Raw genomic sequence first — 19,117 nt, forward strand, 5'->3', positions numbered from 1 at the left:
CCAGATTCTGCCTGTTTCAAGATGGACATGATCTGACTGTCAGTAAATTTAGATGTTTTCATGCAGAATCTCCTGCTCGTATCTTAAGAGAAAATTCTACTTTTAGATCCTATTATTTTTAGGGGGGATTACCCTGCCACATCAGTGGCAACCCGATCAAAATCAAAAAATAGGTTTGAGGTTCAGCACACGCTTACACTTAAGCTTATAAATCATAGTATGTAAATTGACCAGAAAAAGAGTAAGACATAAAAAAAGCCTCTCAAAATGAGAGGCTTTTTGTTCTGAAAATCAATTAACGATTATTCTCGTCTTCTTGAGATTCTTCAAATTTAGAATCGTTGTCAAAGCCACCTGCAGATTGACCACCGAAGCCACCTTGACCACCGAAGCCGCCACCTTGACCACCGAAGCTGCCACCTTGACCACCGAAGCCGCCGCCTTGACCACCGAAGCCACCTTGACCACCGAACCCACCTTGACCACCAAAGCCACCTTGACCGCCGAAGCCACCTTGACCGCCAAAGCCACCACTTTGACCACCGAAGCCACCACCTTGACCACCGAAGCCTGCGCTTTGACCGCCTGCTGGAGCACCCGCTGGACGTGGGTTACGTGCAGGAACAACTGTAGAAATTGCGTGTTTGTAAACCATTTGGCTTACTGTGTTTTTCAATAAAACAACATATTGGTCAAAAGATTCAATGTGACCTTGTAGTTTAATACCGTTCACAAGGAAGATGGAAACAGGAATACGTTCTTTACGGAGAGAATTTAAGAACGGATCTTGTAAAGTTTGACCTTTAGACATGTTATAACTCCAAAAATAATTAAAAATCAGCGCAAAAACTATCTTTATTTTTCAATTAAAAATTATAAAAAAGACAGTGTGTAAATTTTGCTTTATCCGTACCAGTTTCGCAAGTCTTCTTGAGCCTGCTTTATCGTAAAATATGTGTGAAATTTATGCGATTCTTGCAACGATCTGAGCCAAGTATATTGACGTTTCGCGAGTTGTCGTGTTGCGAATAGCGCCTTATCCTCCATTTCCTGCATTTTTTCGCGACTTTCATCACTTTTTTGCAAAAACTCTAAAGCTTGACGATAGCCAACTGAACGCATAGAGGGTAAATTAGCATCTAAATCGTAATTTTCAATAAGATGTCGCACCTCATTCAAAAAACCCATTTCCCACATAATCTCTAAGCGTTTTTGAATACGCTGATGTAATTCTACCCGATCAGGCATCAAAGCGTGGTTATGAAAAGTGTAACGATATGGTACATTTTTGGGTTGTTCTGCCTGAAGCAGGGTAATTGGCGTTCCTGTTAATTTATAAACTTCTAGTGCACGAATAATACGTTGTTTATCTGACACCTTAAATTTTTCACCCGCCAGTGCATCTACTGCACATAACTCTGCATAGACCGCTTCCCAACCTTCGCGTGCAGCTTTATCTTCAATTTCTGCACGGACGTCGTAATTGGCACTGGGTAAATTGGAAGATAGTCCTTCAAGCAAAGCTTTAAAATACAGCATAGTTCCACCCACTAAAATTGGGGTTTTGCCACGTGCGTGCATATCATCAATTAAGGCGCAGGCATCTTCCACAAACTGCGCAGCAGAATACACTTCAAGCGGGCTAATAATATCAATCAAATGATGCGGATAACGCGCCTGTTCCACTTTAGTTGGTTTGGCTGTACCAATGTCCATATCTCGATAAACCAGCGCAGAATCGACTGAAATTAGCTCAAAATGACCTAATTCATAGAGTTCACATGCCAAAGCAGTTTTACCACTTGCAGTTGGTCCCATTAAATTGATGACCGGCAATTGTTTTGACATGTAACACTACTCTCCTCGAGCAAAAAGTTTATCTAATTGAGCCAATGGAAAAGCACGCCATGTTGGACGACCATGATTACATTGGCTGGCAAATTCAGTTTGTTCCATTTGACGTAACAAGGCATTCATTTCAGAAAGACTCAGCATCCGATGTGCACGCACAGCGCTATGACACGCCATACCCGCCAAAATATGATCACGTTTTTGCAGTAATGCCTGCGCTTCATCATTTGGGTCTAAATCATTCAGTAATTCAGGAATCAACTCTGCAAAATCTGCTTTATGCAAAATGGCTGGCACACCGCGCACAATGACTTGCTCATCGCCATATTGGTCAACATCCAAACCTAAACGTGCCAATTGTGGTTTTAAATCATCTACGCGCATGGCCTGCATACGACTAATGCTGATGACTTTGGGAATGAGCAATTGCTGCGAAGTCCAAAACTCTGGTTTATCCCACGCAGCTTTCATCTGCTGTAAAACGATACGTTCATGCGCAGCGTGCATATCTACAATAATCAAGCCTTCACTGTTTTGCGCCAAAATGTAAATACCATGCAGTTGCGCAATTGCGATGCCGAGTGGATGCTCATCCACCGCAGGTGATGTGGTTGTTTGTGCAAGATTAGCTGAGTCTTGATCCAGTTCACGTAAAGGCGCGAGATAGTTTTTTAAAGCATTGTTGAGCTGTTGCGAACCTTGATAATTACTCTGCACAGGTCGGTTATATTGAACTGTCTGCGGTTGGCTCTGATTAAAATCAGTAAGTAACTCACTTCCCGCTTGTGAATCGGGCTGCATTATGTACGCATCTGCTGCATCATTTGCGGAATTTTGAGGATTCGCCTCGACATGTTTATGCAGCAAAAATTGTTCCTGATAACGCGGTTGCACTACATAAGGCGCAGCTTGTTCTACAGGATCGACTTTCATGGCTGTGGCTAAATCTGCTGTTGCAGTCTGAAATTGCGCCAAGGTTTCTTTGGCATAATGTCGTACAAATTCATGCACTTCCCGCTGATTTAGAAAGCGAATTTCATGCTTGGTCGGATGCACATTGACATCAATATTTTCAGGCTCAACTTCTAAAAACAGCAAATACGCAGCATGTTGATGTCCATGCAAAATACCTTCGTATGCCATACGCAACGCATGCGAGATAGTCTTGTCTTTTACAATACGTCCATTTACATACACATACTGCAAGTCGGCTTGTGAACGTGCATCGGAAGGGTGTCCCACCCAACCCGATAAGCGCATGGTGACACTGTCAGCATCAATCCAATAAGCATTTTCAACAAAGTTTCGCCCTAAAAGTTGCTGCACGCGCTGAAAACGCAATTCGCCACTATCTGCAATGGGTAGATTCAGTTTGATACTGTCGTTGTGTTCTAGCACAAAACGAATATCAAAATGTGTCAACGCCAAACGACGGACAATTTCTTCAATATGTCCAAATTCTGTACCTGCTTTTTTCAGAAACTTACGTCGTGCAGGCACATTAAAAAATAAATCCTGCACCCGAATATGTGTGCCTTTTGGTGCAGCGACAGCTTGAATTTGTTGGTGATCAAAAGCAGTACCATTGACTTCAACCTGATAGCCTACACCATCTTCAGTTTGGCTACTAACCAAAGTCAAACGCGATACAGCAGCAATTGAAGCCAACGCCTCACCACGAAAGCCTAAACTAACAATAGCGTGTAAATCATCGGCCGTTTGAATTTTACTGGTCGCGTGACGAGTCACCGCCAGAGGTAAATCTTCGGCATGAATTCCACGACCATTATCAATAATTTCAATGAGTGTACTACCGCCTTGAGCCACACGAATAATCAACTCGGTTGCCCCTGCATCTATCGAGTTTTCGAGTAACTCTTTGACCACAGAGGCAGGGCGCTCAATCACTTCACCCGCAGCAATTTGGTTGGCTAAGGCAGGTTCAAGCGTGTGGATCCGACGTAGTAACACATCATTAGGCATGATTAAATTTTTGCTCCAAAGCTTGTTGTAATACAGCCGAAGATGAAGTTAGGGTGGCGGTACGGCTGAATTCATCTTCCGATTTTTTAATTGCAATGATCAGATCTGCAGGTGGAATTTCATCACCACCTTTTGATGGCCATTCAAATAAAAACAAGGCATTTGGGGTTTCTAAATAATCACGGATGCCCATGAGCTCTAATTCATAAGGATCATTTAAGCGATATAAATCAAAATGAAAAATATCTTGTCCTTGTATTTGATAAGGTTCCACCAAGGTGTAAGTTGGGCTTTTAACCGCGCCCTGATGCCCCAAATGCTGTAGAAAATAACGCGATAAAGTGGTTTTTCCTGCGCCTAAATCACCAATTAAATAAATCACACCCGACCGAAAATGCGTTGCCAAAACCTGCGCCAGATTTTGGGTATCTTGCTCATTATTTAAAGCCAAATTAAATGAATACTGCATAACGCTCACGACATGATTCAAAAGACCAATTATGATAGCATCGCACTGCTTTAAAGCCTATGTACTGATGGATAAATCTGTGTAAATGTGGACAATTTATAACAAGTTTAGACAAGGCAATGAATCAATATTGTTAAGCTTAGCACCCGAACTGCTTAGGCTATTTTCAATATGATGAAAAAGAAACTCTCCCACCTGAATATGAGCAATTTGTAGATGACGTTAACTCATTCCAACACCTTTGTTCCACCTATGCTCGATGGTGTGAGCGCCAGCAAATTACATTTACCCAAATTAAGCACACAACCTGACTCAATTTTTCATTATTTATGTACTCAGTTTGCCCATATTTCTATACAGGAATGGCAACAACGCTTTGAGGATGGTTTGGTTTATGATGCAGAAGGTAAGCGTTTAAATTTAGACACACCTTATAGCGCGCATCAGGATATTTATTATTATCGCTTTTTAGCGCATGAATTTGCTGTACCTTTTCAGCATCAAATTTTATTTGAAAATGAACACTTATTGATTGTAGATAAACCGCATTTTTTGACCATGAGCCCTACGGGACAATATGTGCAAGAAACCTTATTAGTACGCTTAAAAAAACAAACACAGAATGAGCAGCTCACGCCTATTCATCGTTTAGACCGTGAAACTGCAGGTGTAGTACTCTTTTCAAAACAACGTGAAACTCGGGCGGTATATCAGCAATTATTTGCAGAACGTCAGGTGCAAAAAACCTACCATGCCATTGCGCCTTATCAAGCAGATTTATCCCTACCATGTACCGTGCAATTACGCATGGAAAAAGGCAAACCTTTTTATTTGATGCACGTCGTGGCAGGAACACCAAACAGCAAAACAGAAATTCGTTTGCTTGAACATAATCAGACTTGGGCAAAATATGAATTAAAGCCTACAACAGGCAAGCAACACCAACTACGTGTGCATTTAAATAGCTTGGGTATTGCGATTAAAAACGACCCGTTTTATCCCATTTTAAAGCACAAACAAGCAGATGATTTTTCTGCACCGCTACAACTGCTTGCTAAGCATTTAAGTTTTTTTGACCCGATTAGCCAGCAACAATTCCACTTTAGCGCACAGCAAGAACTGACATTGTAATATGTTTGTCATTACAAATTAATGGATTTTCGTTGTAGTCATATTGAAATTACAAATGAATTGTTTACAATATTGCTAAAATTTAAATCTATTTCCTTATATTAAAAATTATGAGAAAAACTGAAGTCTACCAAGTACGCTTGGACTCTCAAGAGAAAAAACAGGCCTTTGCTGTGTTTAAACAGTTGGGGATTACGCCTGCACAAGCAGTACGTTTGTTTTTTAAGCAAGTCGTGCTGACTAAATCAATCCCCTTTTCAATTGAAAATCAGAATATTAATCTGGAACAATTGATTAAGTTACGCAAATTAAAGCAAGAGCAAAAAGCAACGCTAGTAGATGTAAATCCAAATACTGAAGCAGCTGTAACTGGCAATAATAGTTTGGAAGATTTTGAACTCGATGATGAACATTTAGACTTGTTTGATGAACTCAATGCTATTTTGGGTGAAACTGACAAAAATTAACAGTGTTGCATTTTTAAACAATTCTTTAAAAATTTACTTTAAAAACTTAGCTATGCTTCATGCAAGGACAATAAAAAAGCATGGAGTATCGTAATGATTGTAAAACGCGCCACTTTAGAAGACTTAGACCAACTTGCTGTATTGTTCGATGAGTATCGTCAGTTTTATGGTGCATCCTCAGATCTAAAACTTTCAGCAGCATTCTTAAAACAGCGTTTTGAAAATCAGGAAAGTGTGATTTTTATTCATATCAAAGATCAAAAAATCACTGGATTTGTATTGCTTTATTTAGGCTTTTCTTCAGTTGCCTGTTCGACCTACTATATTTTAGATGATGTTTATGTCACCCCTGTTTTTAGACGACAAGGTTCGGCTAAACAACTCATTGATACTGCGATTTTATTTGCACGACATGAAAATGCGCTGCGCATTAGCCTTGAAACACAAAAAAGTAATTACCAATCCCACCAATTGTATGAAAAGATGGGCTTTGTCAAAGATGATGAATTCCAAACTTACCACTGTTTTTTAAAATAGTCACCTGACCTAACGATTGCGGCTTTAGACAAAAGATTAAATTTAGCCTAGCGCAAGCGATTGATAAAAACTCAGCAGAAATTCATTTATTCCATACGGCTTTTTGCCAACTCGACTTGTTCAGTGCTTAAATACATCCATTCACCTACATCTAAAGCCAAATCATTCAAGTTTAATGTACCGACTTGCTGACGATGTAATTTTTCAACTTTATTGCCCACCGCTGCCAGCATCCGCTTAACTTGGTGATAAATGCCTTGATGAATGGTCATCTGCAATTCATGTTCTGCCAATTGCTGTACCTCTGTTGCAGCAAATATCCCAGATTCATTGCGCAATGCGACGCCCTGCTCAAGTTGCTGAATTTGTGTTGCATTAATCGGGTCTGCGGTGTGCATAGCATATACTTTTGCTACGTGTTTTTTAGGATGGGTCAATGCTTGTAGAAACTGCCCATCATCCGTCAGCAATAACAGCCCTGTTGTATCCTGATCTAAACGTCCGACACACTGCAAACCGCGATTCAGCAATACATAATCAAACAAGTCAAACACACTAAAATGATGGGTCGCCTGATGCGAACACTCATAGCCTTGTGGTTTATGTAAGGCGATATAGACCTTTTCGCGATATTGATAATTTTGCCCATACACCGAAAATTGCAAAACCGTTTCAGGCGCAATTTTTATCGCGAATTTAGGATTGGTCTGGGTTTCGCCCATAATGGTGACTGCACCATTTTTAATGAGTTGTTGGCAATGTTTACGTGATCCAAAGCCTTGTGATTGCAACATTTTTTCCAACAACATGATGAGCGACCTAGTAATAAAAAGTATCAGTACATTTGTTGTAACTATTCTAAACTAAATACACCGTAAATTCTGAGCACATTGCGTACATTGCCCGTTTGCACTTGAAAACCGTTACAATAGCTAAACTTTTCCAGGTTCTTCCCCCTTTATAAATCACAATGCTCTCTCAATTAGACCTTAACCTAATGGTGCTGATCGTCCTACTCGCCTGTGGTATTTTCAGCCAAAATACAGCTGTGACCATTGCCGCAGCAGTACTGATCATTTTTAGAATTACGCCGCTCAGTGAATTTTTCCCACTCTTGCAACAGCATGGCTTAAATCTGGGCATTATCATTCTCACCATTGGCGTACTGACACCCATTGCCAGTGGCAAACTTCCAGGCGAAGCAATTCTAAAATCTTTCCTGAGTTGGAAATCTTTACTTGCGATTGCAATTGGTGTTTTTGTGGCATGGTTAGGCGGGCGTGGTGTCAAGCTCATGACCAATCAGCCTGATGTGGTCGCAGACTTATTGATTGGTACAGTCGCAGGTGTTGCTGTGCTACGTGGCGTGCCTGTGGGACCACTGATTGCAGCAGGAATTCTCACCTTGTTTATTGGCTATTCTTAACATAGATTTAGGGACGCTTGGTTTAGATGATTATATTTAGATTAACCGTCTTATATCACCCAATTTCAATAAATGCAGGGTCACTGAGTGTAGTCAAGAAAAACCTGCTTGAACAAGACTAACTCCGCGCTCAGCACGTAGGTTGGGCACAATCGGTGGCAATTTGCCAATATGCAATGCTGCCATAAAACCCGTAGCAACAATCCAAAATCCTTTGTCAGCCTACATACCAAACTCACTACGCTCTACCATAATTGTCGCAAGGCAAGGTCAGCAAGAACATCTCACTGGTTTTAGTCAAGATTTAGATGAGCTCTGTGTTATTAGGGATTCATTCGCAGCCACTTTACAATGCGGATATTAGTACATCTAACTTGAATAATACTGCGTGCGTTTTTGGGAAAATTTCTCTAATTGCTTCAAAAAGCCTTCAAAATAACTCTTTTCTTTTTCTTCGCTACGATAACCCGCATACAAGGTACGGCGTAATCCTCCCGCAGCAACACAGTCTAAACGACGTGAAGTCACCCAGCCTTTTTGCTCATATTCATTCACCACCCAATCTGGTAATGCACCAATCCCTCGCCCACTCGCCACCAGTTGAATCAACATTTGGGTTAAATCTGTGGTGCGAATTCCTTTAGGCTGAATATTGGCTGGAATGAATAGCTTAGACATAATATCTAAACGATGTTTATCGACAGGATAAGTAATTAGGGTTTCTTCTGCCAACTCCTGCACAGTAATGCGCTCGGCACGTACTAAAGGATGGGTATTTGACAACACCAAACGCGATTCATATTCAAAAATTGGAAAATATTCGATTCCTTTTAAGGCAATCGGATCTGCAGTAATCAATAAATCAAATTCTGCGGTTTGCAATAATTCATGCGGATTGGCTTCAAAACCTGAAGCAAAATCTAAGTCTACATCTGGGTATTGCTGTCGATATTGATTCAGTAGCGGCATCAACCAGTCAAAACAACTATGACATTCCGAAGAAAAAATAATCCGTCCCGTTTGCCCATGCACAATGCGGGTAATATCGGTTTGGGTAATTTGAATTTGTGGCAAGACGTCATCGGCCAGTTTCAATAAACGCTGCCCGACATTTGAAAATGTCACAGGGCGACTACGGCGATTCACCACTTCTACACCATACCAATGATCTAACTCTTTGAGTTGATGAGAAATGGCAGATGGCGTCAGACATAAATCATTGGCGGCAGCAACCAAAGAACCATGTTCACGCAGGGCTGACAGCGTTTTTAAGTGGCGAATTTCAAGCATTGCTTGTTCCTAGTTTTCAACTTATTGACTACATGTTTAGACCTAGGTCGTATTTTTATTTTGCCAAATAAAAAAACAAAGCCAAACATGATTCAATTTAATAATGAATTAATTTAATCTTAGCATGTAAATAATGAGTTTTCTTCATCTTTATTTTTATTCGATGATATTTACTACGAAACTTATACAATCCCATAAAAAGAGTATGGCATTCAGTATGCAGATTAGTGAGTCAAACCGTAAATTTTTAGAGTCATCATTCACATTGTCACAATAGATAAATAAATACTGAAATTAATTCGCTGTTGTATTATTATTTGTATTAAATTTCATTAAAAACAACCAGTAACACGCACTTGGCAGTAAGACCATTAGAATAGTAATGATATCACTATACATCTTCCACCACTCGCTCGAAACCGTACCTGTATGTGCCCATCCCAGTAACATAAAAAAGGGGGTGGCGAAAACAAAAGCACTGATACAAATCGTCAATAAATTCAAAGCGTGGTAACGGTTTAAAAGTAGAGAAAGTAAAAAAGTGAATGGCACAATTAAAATGCAATACACTAAATACACAAGCAAATGCCCAAAAAAAACCACCGAAATAGCGTATAAGCTATATTCACGATTCACCACGATGAAAAACAGCGCCATACAAAAAAGTAATGGCAAAGGGGCAAGAAATAAAGCTTTCGCTATCGTATTTTTTGAATATTGCATACACCCTCCCTTTGCTTGCCTAGTTCAGATATTAGCTTACTCCGACAACTTCACTCCGCAATGCGGGCAGTATTTATAAGGCTCTTGTTCTAAACGCAGCTCTTCTTCACGACGCTCACGAATTAACTGCAATAAAATATCTTGGGTTTGCTCAGTAGTTAAACCGACTTGTTTGCGTAAATCTTCAATTTTTTCCTGATCATTTAACAAGTCAATCTCACTATTTTGCAATAGCTCTCTAAATTTCAACCCTAAATGCTGCTTACGTTGTTCAAGTTCATTGGCTAAACCTGTGGCTAAAATACCTGCGGGCAATGCTGCCAAGCCGACACCCAATACCGTAATTAACGCTCCTATAATTCTGCCCCAAGGGGTAATTGGTGTGACATCGCCATAACCGACTGTGGTTAAAGTCACCACTGCCCACCACATCGAAGCGGGAATCGAGCTAAAGGCTTCAGGCTGTGCCTTGCTTTCCACCACATAGACACCTGCGGCAGACATCACAATCATAATAGAGAGAATAAAAATGACTGCTTGAAATGATCCTTTTTCCCGTTCGATCACTCTTAATAGAATTTGCAAAGATACAAAGTAACGCGTCAGTTTTAACAAACGCAGCAAACGTAAAATTCTGAGGAAACGTAAATCTAGATGCACAAAGAAGTTAATATAAGCAGGTAAAATTGCCAATAAATCTATAATTGCACCTCCACTGGTCAGCCATTTCGCACGCTGTTTCCACGGCGAAATAAACGGGTCTTTTTCGGCAATACTCCAAATCCGCAGCAAATATTCAAGCGTAAACACTGCAATGGAAAAGTTTTCAAAATGGTCAAAAAATACCTGATAGGCAAGATAGACATCATTCACTGACTCTAAAATAACCGCACTGGCATTGCCTAAAATCAGTAAAATTAAAAAATAGTTAATGCAACGACTAAACCATGTTTCATAATCATCGTCGTGTAAGTTGTTATAGACAAATTTGCGTAAGGTGTACCACGGTGTAAATGCCATACCGAATATTATATTTAAGGCTTACAGTGATGGCAGTTTAACCGAAGTTTTTCTCAAAACGATAATATTTTATGTGACGTTTAGCGGGCATTTTTAATGCAAAATTGCAGTATAAGTCATCATTATCTAAGTAAATAAATTACTGAATAAACAGCAATGCTAAACGCACCTGATCATAGCCCATGCGTGGACTGGTGGCTTCAACAATAGGACGCAACTTAATTGCCCCATCATCGCTAAAATGATCTGCATTTTGACGTTTCATTAAACGCTTATAAATTTTACGAACTTCTTCCACCACTTCTTCACCTGGATGTGCCACTGAAATATCCAGATTTTGTTCTTTTTGCAAACGTGCCAAATGGTTGATAATAGTTGCAGGAGTTAAACCTCGCTCTACTGCAATATCCTGAATATCATAACCTTCTTCAAATAAAGCGCGGGTTTCATCTAACGTGGCAGTCGCATAATTGGTTTTTCCACCTTTGGCAATTTTCTTTTCATTGCGCAAAATTTCGGTTTCGTTCAGCGTGCCACCACAATGACGAATAAAAGCATTATGCTGTTGTGTTAAATCCATCAGCGCATAGTGCGTTTCAGCTTCTTCAGACAACTCCTGAAAACGGCGGTCTGCCTTAATCGCCAAACTGTCCAATTCTAAAGCCTGGCTATTAAACCCTAATAAACGCAAACCACTTAACGATTTTAAACGTGACAAAGCCACATAACCCTGCCCTTTTTCAAAAGTATGGCTTAAATTGATTTCTGCCGCTTCTAAGGTCATACCTTGTGATTTGTGGATGGTGATCGCCCATGCCAAACGCAGCGGAATCTGCTGAAAACTGGCAATGGTTTTACCTGCATCATTCTCCACCGACCAAGTTTCAGGCTCAACCAGTAATACCGTGCCATCAGTCAATTTTACTTTAGGCAAAATACCGTGATCATCATCTTCTTCAAAGCCAATTACTTCGCCCAAACTGCCGTTGATATACCCCATATCGAAGTTATTTTTAACAAACATTACTTTGGCATGTTTTTTTAGATTTAAAATTTCAGGCGCACGTACCGATGATTTTAGAGTCTCAATCAACTTTTCATTGCCATCACACACGGCATCAAACTGCTTGTTCTCAGTTTCAATTTCATTGAGATGCTTAAAGTTGATATTGTCCACATCCATATTGTGCGTATATAAACGCGTGAAAGTGTCGCCAATATCTTGATGGCGCGTTTGTTCCAAAGCCTGAATATGTTGATGATCAATACTTTGTGCACGAATTGCATTGAGAATATCATTTAAGTAGTCATCACCCTGACGATGCTGCTCGGTTAAATAACAAACTCGAAATTTAGCTTCAACCCACGCCTCTGACATAAAACAGAACTTGTCACGATTGCGCTCATCGTTTTTACCTACAGGCGGTAATTGAAAAAAATCTCCCGCGACAATCACCTGAATGCCACCAAAAGCGTCATCACTGTCTTTAAAATATTTTAAAACCTGATTGACCAAATTCAGTTGCTTAGCATGCAACATCGAAATTTCATCAATAATCAGCACTTGCGCATTTTCTAAATGTTCTTTGAGATATTTGCGCTCTTTCATATTTTTCAGGTCGGCATCGGACAAAAAATCTTTAATGCCAATGCCTGCCCACGTATGAATGGTCATGCCATTCATGTGCGTTGCTGCAATGCCTGTAGAAGCTGTAATTGCCACGGGCACTTTGCGAGCTTTTAAATAATTGATGTATTGATTCAGGGTATAGGTTTTACCCGCACCAGCCGAACCTGTTAAAAAAACATTTTCGCCTGCTTTTAAAAGTTTAAGTGCAGTTTCCTGTTTCATAAGACCTATACCATGATTGAACGGCTATAGCCTAACGAGTTTTTAACCAAAAGTTAAGGCTCAAGTCCATGAATACGACAACAGTTGTCTTATGACATGTAACTTATGATCTAGAGGATAATTGCGAATTCAGCCACGCGATAAACTGCTCCGCAATTGTAACCAACAACTGTTCGGCTTTTTGATTATTCGGATATTCCAATTGATCAAATTCAAGTTGCCCATTGCGAAAGTAACAGCCTAAGGTCAATTGCTGCACATAATGTGGGGATGCCATATGAAACGCCACATATAGCCCTTCACTCATGGCTTTGGCATAGCTGAGTGCCAAACAGTGTTTGAAGTTTTTCGATTCTTCAATAATACGGTCTAAATCGGTCAGTTCTTCAAAACACCAACCCGAAAAATATAATATTTGCTGTGGGCTTTTCGCACGCCATGTGCTACACGGAATTTCTTTTTTCAGTTTGGCAAATAGCTCTGCTTTATACACTTGTTGATGCCACTGCACAGCTTGATGAAACAACCCCAACCAACTTAAGCTTTTTGGAATATGCATATGCACTGCAAAATACTCCATTAAATAGTCACGCACATACCCATCAAATACCGAAACACGTATATTGTGCGCACGTAAATAAAAACGCTGACGAAAATCATCGGGTTGAATCTGATAACGCTGTAATACTGTATAAAAATCACGCTGCTGCTGACTCTCGGGCTGAATATAATCCAACAAAGCGAGCGGTAAATCCTGTGTGATTTGCTGCAAATAAGTCATATAACTTTGCATGACACGACTCAAACGTCTAAATACATGCTTAACCAAATGCTCATCTTGCTGCGCCACGGTTTTTAGCAAACTCATCCATTCATCCAAATACAAAATGGAAGGACTAATTGCAACTCGTGGATCATCTAGCGATTGTTTTTCGCCATGCGGTATTAAACTAACATTATGTGCGTGTGCAAACCACGCTTGCTGTGTCGCATATACATTACAGCTTTGAATGAACATACGCGCGGCTGAGTACTGAAAATATTGCAAAGTTGCCAGAATAATCCGTGGATGGGCCTGACTACAATCAACAAAACTGAGCGCAGTGACAGCCACCCGCACACTAGTATGCTGCATATTTAAACTCAGCCAATCTAACACTTGTGCAGACTGTTTAAACAGCCAATTCACCGCACGTGGATAATCAAATAATGGCAGTTTGGCGACTTTCTTTTGCCAAATTAAAGGGCAAGATTTTAAAAAATGCGGTTTCGCCAAAGCATCGGAACGCTGCCACACTTCGCGGTGCATTAAACGCGCAAACCCCAGTAAATGACCATGTTCTTCGGCATGTCGATACAACAGCCGAATATCGTCCTGATGATCGATTAAATCCTGTAAATTAAATCGCTCTGGAAATGAGATACTTAAAATACGATACATGGCTTTAGGCAGAAATTCTGCTGCACTAAAACAAAAATCATCATAACTTTGCATCAGTGCTTGCACTGGCAAAAAGGTTTCACCCTCTACAAATTCCAAAGCGCATAGTGTCGATAAAGCAGTTAAAACATCTTCAGGAATCGGCTGCCCTTGCTGCACAAATTTGGTCAATACGGGCTGATACTGATCGTCTGCCTGCATTAATGCTTGATCTAAAATTTGCGCCTGCATGGCATCTAAATGCAACAACAATTGCTTGACCCGTGCTGCACCATCTACCCACAAATACACTTGCTGCAGAATTAATTGCCGCAAGTGCTGCGCCTGATTACGCAAAAACAAGGAATGCTGTGGTTTTAAATCCCCTGTCAAAAAATGCACGTCATGTAAGAAAAAATCTTCAATGACCTCTTGCTGTTGTCCCGCAAATTCAAACTGAGTTTCTATTAAATGTGTATGCGATTTTGGTGGATAAAATTCAAGACTAAACAGACCATTTAGTAATTCGACACGATGCAGTATAGGATCAATCCGAAACATGTTTTGCGCAGTAAAATGCCCAACTAGATCCATTTGATCATGATAGATTTCTGCGGCCACACTGGAAATACGAACCAATTGCTGCGCAACGGCATGCAATTGGCTATGCTGGCGAGTTGGCTGCATATACACTCCTCATGCTTAAGTGCTGTCTATCTAAGTATCATCTTATTTTTATTTGATTGCACCGAATAGACCCATCACATAATACATCCCTATTTTTTGGTTTTTATTTCCCATCTGCAAAAAGTGGACAATTCTTCAATCTAGCTTAAGCCACTTATGAATTGAATTACACTTTAAATATGTGTGTGCTGTATTCACACCTTAAAATTCGAGATAAAAAAAATACTATAAACAAGATTTGTGCTCTTGCCTATAGCCTGCGCGCAACTTCAGATAAAATAAAAATAAATTAAAAATCTATAATTTTCAGCTAATTAGTTTACATTATTTACTCAGAAAATAGGGTTGGTATTTGGTAGGTAGGATTTCACAACAAAGCATTGGATACTCAAATTACGGTTCAACACCGCGATAACAACACATTATTCCAATACCCAATGCAAGAAGGAATCTGAGCATGGCTTTTAAAAATATTGCAGATCAAACCAACGGTTTTTATATTCCTTGTGTGTCACTCTTCGGCCCTGGTTGCGCCAAAGAAATTGGCGTAAGAGCACAAAATTTAGGCGCCAAAAAAGCCCTAATTGTGACTGATGAAGGACTGTTTAAATTTGGCGTTGCCGATACCATTGCAGGCTATCTCACCGAAGCAGGCGTTGCCAGCCATATCTTTGCTGGTGCAGAGCCAAATCCGACCGATATTAACGTGCATAACGGTGTTGATGCCTACAATGCCAATCAGTGCGACTTTATTGTGTCCTTAGGTGGTGGTTCTTCCCACGACTGTGCCAAAGGCATTGGCTTAGTGACCGCAGGTGGTGGGCATATTCGTGATTATGAAGGCATTGATAAAAGTACCGTGCCAATGACCCCACTTATTGCCATTAACACCACTGCAGGTACAGCTTCGGAAATGACCCGTTTCTGTATTATTACCAATACAGACACGCACGTTAAAATGGCAATTGTCGATTGGCGCTGTACACCACTCATCGCCATTGATGATCCAAAACTCATGATTGCCAAACCTGCAGGTTTAACCGCAGCAACAGGCATGGATGCCTTAACCCATGCTGTAGAAGCCTACGTTTCAACTGCGGCCAACCCGATTACCGATGCCTGTGCGGAAAAAGCTATTCGTATGATTAGTCAATGGCTGAGTCCTGCAGTGGCAAATGGTGAAAATATTGAAGCACGTGATGCCATGAGCTATGCGCAGTACTTGGCCGGTATGGCATTCAATAATGCATCATTAGGCTATGTACATGCGATGGCGCATCAATTGGGTGGTTTTTATAACTTGCCACACGGTGTCTGTAATGCAATTTTACTGCCGCATGTTTGCGAATTTAACCTGATTGCCTGCCCTGAACGCTATGCAGACATTGCAGAGTTGATGGGTGTAAATACAGATGGTTTAACCACCACAGAGGCTGCTTATGCTGCAATTGATGCAATCCGTGAATTATAGAGTTCTATTGGTATTCCAACAGGTTTGGCAGAATTGGGCGTTAAAGAAGATGATTTAGCGATTATGGCTGAAAATGCACAAAAAGATGCCTGCATGCTAACCAACCCACGTAAAGCCAATCATGCACAAGTGGTCGAAATTTTTAAAGCCGCGATGTAATTTGAATCTCCTGCTGAGTGAATCAAGATTTGCTCAGCATCTCCCATCCTTTTTTTTCAATTTTCCTCTTTTGCTGTTTTATTTTTATCCTTCCCTTTGGTAGAACCATCTCAGATGCGTTCTGCTTTTTTTTGCTGTTCAGAACAAAATGAACTCGCAGCATAAAACTAAAGCGATGTAGATGCAGAGGGTTTGCATAATTCAATTTGACAAATGCGCACAGCTCATCAAGGATATAGTCAAAATAAAATGGATGACGAACACCTTATGCTGTTAAGTAAAAAACAAAAAACAACACCAAGCTATCAACCCGATATTTTGGGTGCCGATTACCAACAAATGACGTTGGATTTTCCTTCGGATTATGAAGGCAAAGTGATTGCTACCTTGGTACGCAAAAAAGCCGAACAAGAAACCCATAAAGCAGTACTTTATATTCATGGTTTTATTGACTATTTTTTTCAAACAGAAATGGCAGACCAGTTTAATCATCACGGTTATGACTTTTATGCCCTAGATTTACGTAAATATGGGCGTTCGCATTTGTCACATCAACATTGGTACAATGTGCGCAGCTTGTCTGAATATGATGCAGAAATTTCCGCTGCACTTGAGCAAATTGCCACAGAAGAACATGATTCGGTAATTTTGGCAGGACATTCAACAGGTGGATTAATCACCACGTTATATGTAGCACATCATCCCAATCATCCACTGATTCGTGGTTTATGGTGTAACAGCCCTTTTTATGATTTCAATATGAGCGAGATTGAGAAAAAATTCGGCATTCCTCGTTTGAGCCAATTGGGCAAATTGCTGCCAGAAATGAAATTTCCAAGCCGCCTTAATCCATTTTATGTACCCAGTCTACACAAACAATATCATGGTGAATGGTTATTTAATTTGGAATGGAAGAAACCGCGTTATCCAAAAGTGCGATTAAGTTTTGTACGTGCAATTCATGAAGCGCAAAAAGAAATTCATGCCAGTGTGCATTTGGGTGTACCCACCTTAATTATGCATGCGAGTCAAAGTAGTTATCCACGCCAATGGAATGAGATTGCGCAACGCACTGACGTAATTTTAGATGTTGCAGATATGCAAAAATATGGGCATCACATGCATGGTGATATTCAGCTTTGCCAAATTGAAAGTGGCATGCATGATTTGGTGCTTTCTGCGCCCGAAGTCCGTGCGGAAGTATATCAGTCCTTGTTTGACTGGTTAAACCGCAAAGGGCTATAAAAACTAAAGGACAGTGAAATGAAAGCCTAAATGACTTGAGTCGTCCTTTAGGCTTGGTATTTTAATAAAATTTGATGTGCAGGATGATGCTTTGGCATCAATTCAATTAAACGCTCCACCGCGTCAATCGCTTCAGGGCTGCGTGCCAAATGTTTTAGCAATGCATCGGTATCTTGTGCATTAAAAATGGCTTCACTCAGGCGAGATTCTAAGCAATCTCGCCATGCACATAAAAATGGACTTTCAGTTTTCGCCAAAAATACCCCTGCACACGTTTGCAAGGCTGACTGCACATAACCTGCATCTAAAGCCTGCTCGGCTTGTAAAAAATCGGCTTCTATATGCGCTAAAACTCGGTAAGGACGCGAACCAAGCATCCCGCCTAGAATATCACGTAATTGTGACATTTCAGCTTTTAGCGTCCCCATACTAACTTTACGCTCACCATATAGGGCTTGGTGTAAAGTATCTAAACTCATGCCTTGTGGGCAAAGTGCCAAAATCACCAATATTTCAATTTGACGCGGTGTCATCACCACCACTTTGCCATTAAATAACACCTGTGGCACGCGAAACGCGCGAATATAAAGCTGCTGTTTTTGCTGTTCAAGTAGTGCATTTTGAATCAAAGAAGCACAGCGTTCTGCTGCCAACAAACCCAAACTGTTATGGTTTTTCCAAGTAGTCGATAAATCAATTACGCCCAACACTTGTTTGGAATGAGGGTCTAAAATAGGCGCTGCATAACAAACCCAGTCATGTAAGGATGACATATAGTGTTCACTGGAAAACACACAGCTGGCTTGCTGAGTTTTGAGTGACAAAGCCAAAGCATTCGTACCCACCAACTCTTCACGCCACTGCCCACCTTCTACAAAATGCACCTGTTCCGCCACATTACGCATTTGCGCGCTCGCAGCAGTCCAAATAATCGTAGTGCCCACATCGCCCACGGCTGCCACCATGTCGGACTGCTGCGCGATATGTCTTAAATCCTCTGCACAGTTTTGCACAGCACGTTGTAAAGCCGAACCGCCTTGCGGATGCGATAAACGAGAATTTAACGGGGCTGCCAGCCGATCAACAGGAATTTCCGCAATTTGAGAGCGTTGCCAAGAATTTAAAATACTCTGCTGAATTTGCTGCGCATGTAGCGGCGATAAACTACTGCTTTGTCTAAACTGTTCAATATGCTGTCTTTTTTCCAATAGGTCTTGTTTTTTCATCATGACTGATTCTCACAATCCTGTGGGCATTACATCCAATGTACTGCTTGTTTTTGTAAGGATTTGTTTGTTGCTTGTAAACCTGCAACTTTCCAACCTTTTTCCAACCTTATATTGGTATGCTAAACAAATAGCGTACCAAAGTACCTTATACCTTAGC

At 40.6% G+C, this 19,117-nt stretch carries 16 protein-coding genes and 1 pseudogene; 6 read left to right on the forward strand and 11 right to left on the reverse strand.

Annotated elements, in window-relative coordinates:
* Positions 1-295: 295 nt before the first annotated feature.
* The 4 genes from hfq to tsaE form a co-directional block, all read right to left on the reverse strand.
* Positions 296-811: an RNA chaperone Hfq gene (hfq, locus tag L6C30_RS03580; protein WP_236162466.1), complete on the reverse strand. Its 516-nt coding sequence runs from the start codon at positions 809-811 to the stop codon at positions 296-298.
* Positions 812-903: 92 nt separating this feature from the next.
* Positions 904-1,848, reverse strand: coding sequence for a tRNA (adenosine(37)-N6)-dimethylallyltransferase MiaA (gene miaA / locus L6C30_RS03585; RefSeq protein WP_236162465.1), 945 nt, complete (start codon positions 1,846-1,848; stop codon positions 904-906).
* Positions 1,849-1,854: 6 nt separating this feature from the next.
* Positions 1,855-3,834 carry a DNA mismatch repair endonuclease MutL gene (gene mutL / locus L6C30_RS03590; RefSeq protein ID WP_236162464.1) on the reverse strand — a complete coding sequence of 660 codons (1,980 nt, stop codon included), beginning with the start codon at positions 3,832-3,834 and terminating at the stop codon, positions 1,855-1,857.
* On the reverse strand, positions 3,827-4,303 hold the full coding sequence (gene tsaE, locus L6C30_RS03595; RefSeq protein WP_019837415.1) for a tRNA (adenosine(37)-N6)-threonylcarbamoyltransferase complex ATPase subunit type 1 TsaE: 477 nt from the start codon (positions 4,301-4,303) through the stop codon (positions 3,827-3,829). Before tsaE ends, mutL begins: the two co-directional genes overlap by 8 nt.
* Before the next feature lie 216 nt (positions 4,304-4,519).
* Here tsaE and L6C30_RS03600 point away from each other — a divergent pair, with 216 nt between their 5' ends.
* From L6C30_RS03600 to L6C30_RS03610, 3 genes are all read left to right on the forward strand, one after another.
* A complete protein-coding gene (locus L6C30_RS03600) occupies positions 4,520-5,434 on the forward strand; it encodes a pseudouridine synthase (protein ID WP_236162463.1) in 915 nt (304 codons plus the stop codon).
* A 110-nt stretch (positions 5,435-5,544) separates the two neighbouring features.
* The gene (locus tag L6C30_RS03605) at positions 5,545-5,901 is read left to right on the forward strand and encodes a type II toxin-antitoxin system RelB/DinJ family antitoxin (RefSeq protein ID WP_236162462.1); all 357 of its coding nucleotides are present in this window, start codon (positions 5,545-5,547) and stop codon (positions 5,899-5,901) included.
* Between the two features lie 93 nt (positions 5,902-5,994).
* Positions 5,995-6,438 carry a GNAT family N-acetyltransferase gene (locus L6C30_RS03610; protein WP_236162461.1) on the forward strand — a complete coding sequence of 148 codons (444 nt, stop codon included), beginning with the start codon at positions 5,995-5,997 and terminating at the stop codon, positions 6,436-6,438.
* 86 nt (positions 6,439-6,524) lie between these two features.
* On the opposite strand, the gene L6C30_RS03615 is transcribed toward L6C30_RS03610, so the two are convergent.
* A complete protein-coding gene (locus L6C30_RS03615; protein ID WP_236162460.1) occupies positions 6,525-7,247 on the reverse strand; it encodes a pseudouridine synthase in 723 nt (240 codons plus the stop codon).
* Between the two features lie 161 nt (positions 7,248-7,408).
* On the opposite strand from L6C30_RS03615, the gene L6C30_RS03620 reads away from it, so the two are divergent.
* The gene (locus L6C30_RS03620) at positions 7,409-7,864 is read left to right on the forward strand and encodes a DUF441 domain-containing protein (RefSeq protein ID WP_236162459.1); all 456 of its coding nucleotides are present in this window, start codon (positions 7,409-7,411) and stop codon (positions 7,862-7,864) included.
* A 369-nt stretch (positions 7,865-8,233) separates the two neighbouring features.
* Here L6C30_RS03620 and L6C30_RS03625 read toward each other — a convergent pair whose 3' ends face one another.
* From L6C30_RS03625 to L6C30_RS03645, 5 genes are all read right to left on the reverse strand, one after another.
* Positions 8,234-9,154, reverse strand: coding sequence for a LysR family transcriptional regulator (locus tag L6C30_RS03625; RefSeq protein ID WP_070155187.1), 921 nt, complete (start codon positions 9,152-9,154; stop codon positions 8,234-8,236).
* Between the two features lie 294 nt (positions 9,155-9,448).
* Entirely contained in the window at positions 9,449-9,877 is a 429-nt protein-coding gene (locus L6C30_RS03630) for a hypothetical protein (RefSeq protein ID WP_236162458.1), read from the reverse strand.
* Positions 9,878-9,913: 36 nt separating this feature from the next.
* Positions 9,914-10,897, reverse strand: coding sequence for an ion transporter (locus tag L6C30_RS03635; RefSeq protein ID WP_236162457.1), 984 nt, complete (start codon positions 10,895-10,897; stop codon positions 9,914-9,916).
* A gap of 139 nt (positions 10,898-11,036) precedes the next feature.
* Complete coding sequence (locus L6C30_RS03640) at positions 11,037-12,749, reverse strand: AAA family ATPase (RefSeq protein WP_236162456.1); 1,713 nt, start codon at positions 12,747-12,749, stop codon at positions 11,037-11,039.
* 103 nt (positions 12,750-12,852) lie between these two features.
* The gene (locus tag L6C30_RS03645; protein ID WP_236162455.1) at positions 12,853-14,856 is read right to left on the reverse strand and encodes a hypothetical protein; all 2,004 of its coding nucleotides are present in this window, start codon (positions 14,854-14,856) and stop codon (positions 12,853-12,855) included.
* A gap of 457 nt (positions 14,857-15,313) precedes the next feature.
* Here L6C30_RS03645 and L6C30_RS03650 point away from each other — a divergent pair.
* Positions 15,314-16,486: pseudogene (locus L6C30_RS03650) on the forward strand (iron-containing alcohol dehydrogenase).
* Between the two features lie 249 nt (positions 16,487-16,735).
* Positions 16,736-17,731, forward strand: coding sequence for an alpha/beta hydrolase (locus L6C30_RS03655; RefSeq protein WP_236162473.1), 996 nt, complete (start codon positions 16,736-16,738; stop codon positions 17,729-17,731).
* Positions 17,732-17,778: 47 nt separating this feature from the next.
* Here L6C30_RS03655 and L6C30_RS03660 read toward each other — a convergent pair whose 3' ends face one another.
* A complete protein-coding gene (locus L6C30_RS03660; RefSeq protein WP_168526427.1) occupies positions 17,779-18,960 on the reverse strand; it encodes a transcriptional regulator in 1,182 nt (393 codons plus the stop codon).
* Positions 18,961-19,117 lie beyond the last annotated feature (157 nt).

This window comes from Acinetobacter sp. KAM396 (assembly GCF_021602765.1).
GTDB lineage: Bacteria > Pseudomonadota > Gammaproteobacteria > Pseudomonadales > Moraxellaceae > Acinetobacter > Acinetobacter towneri_A.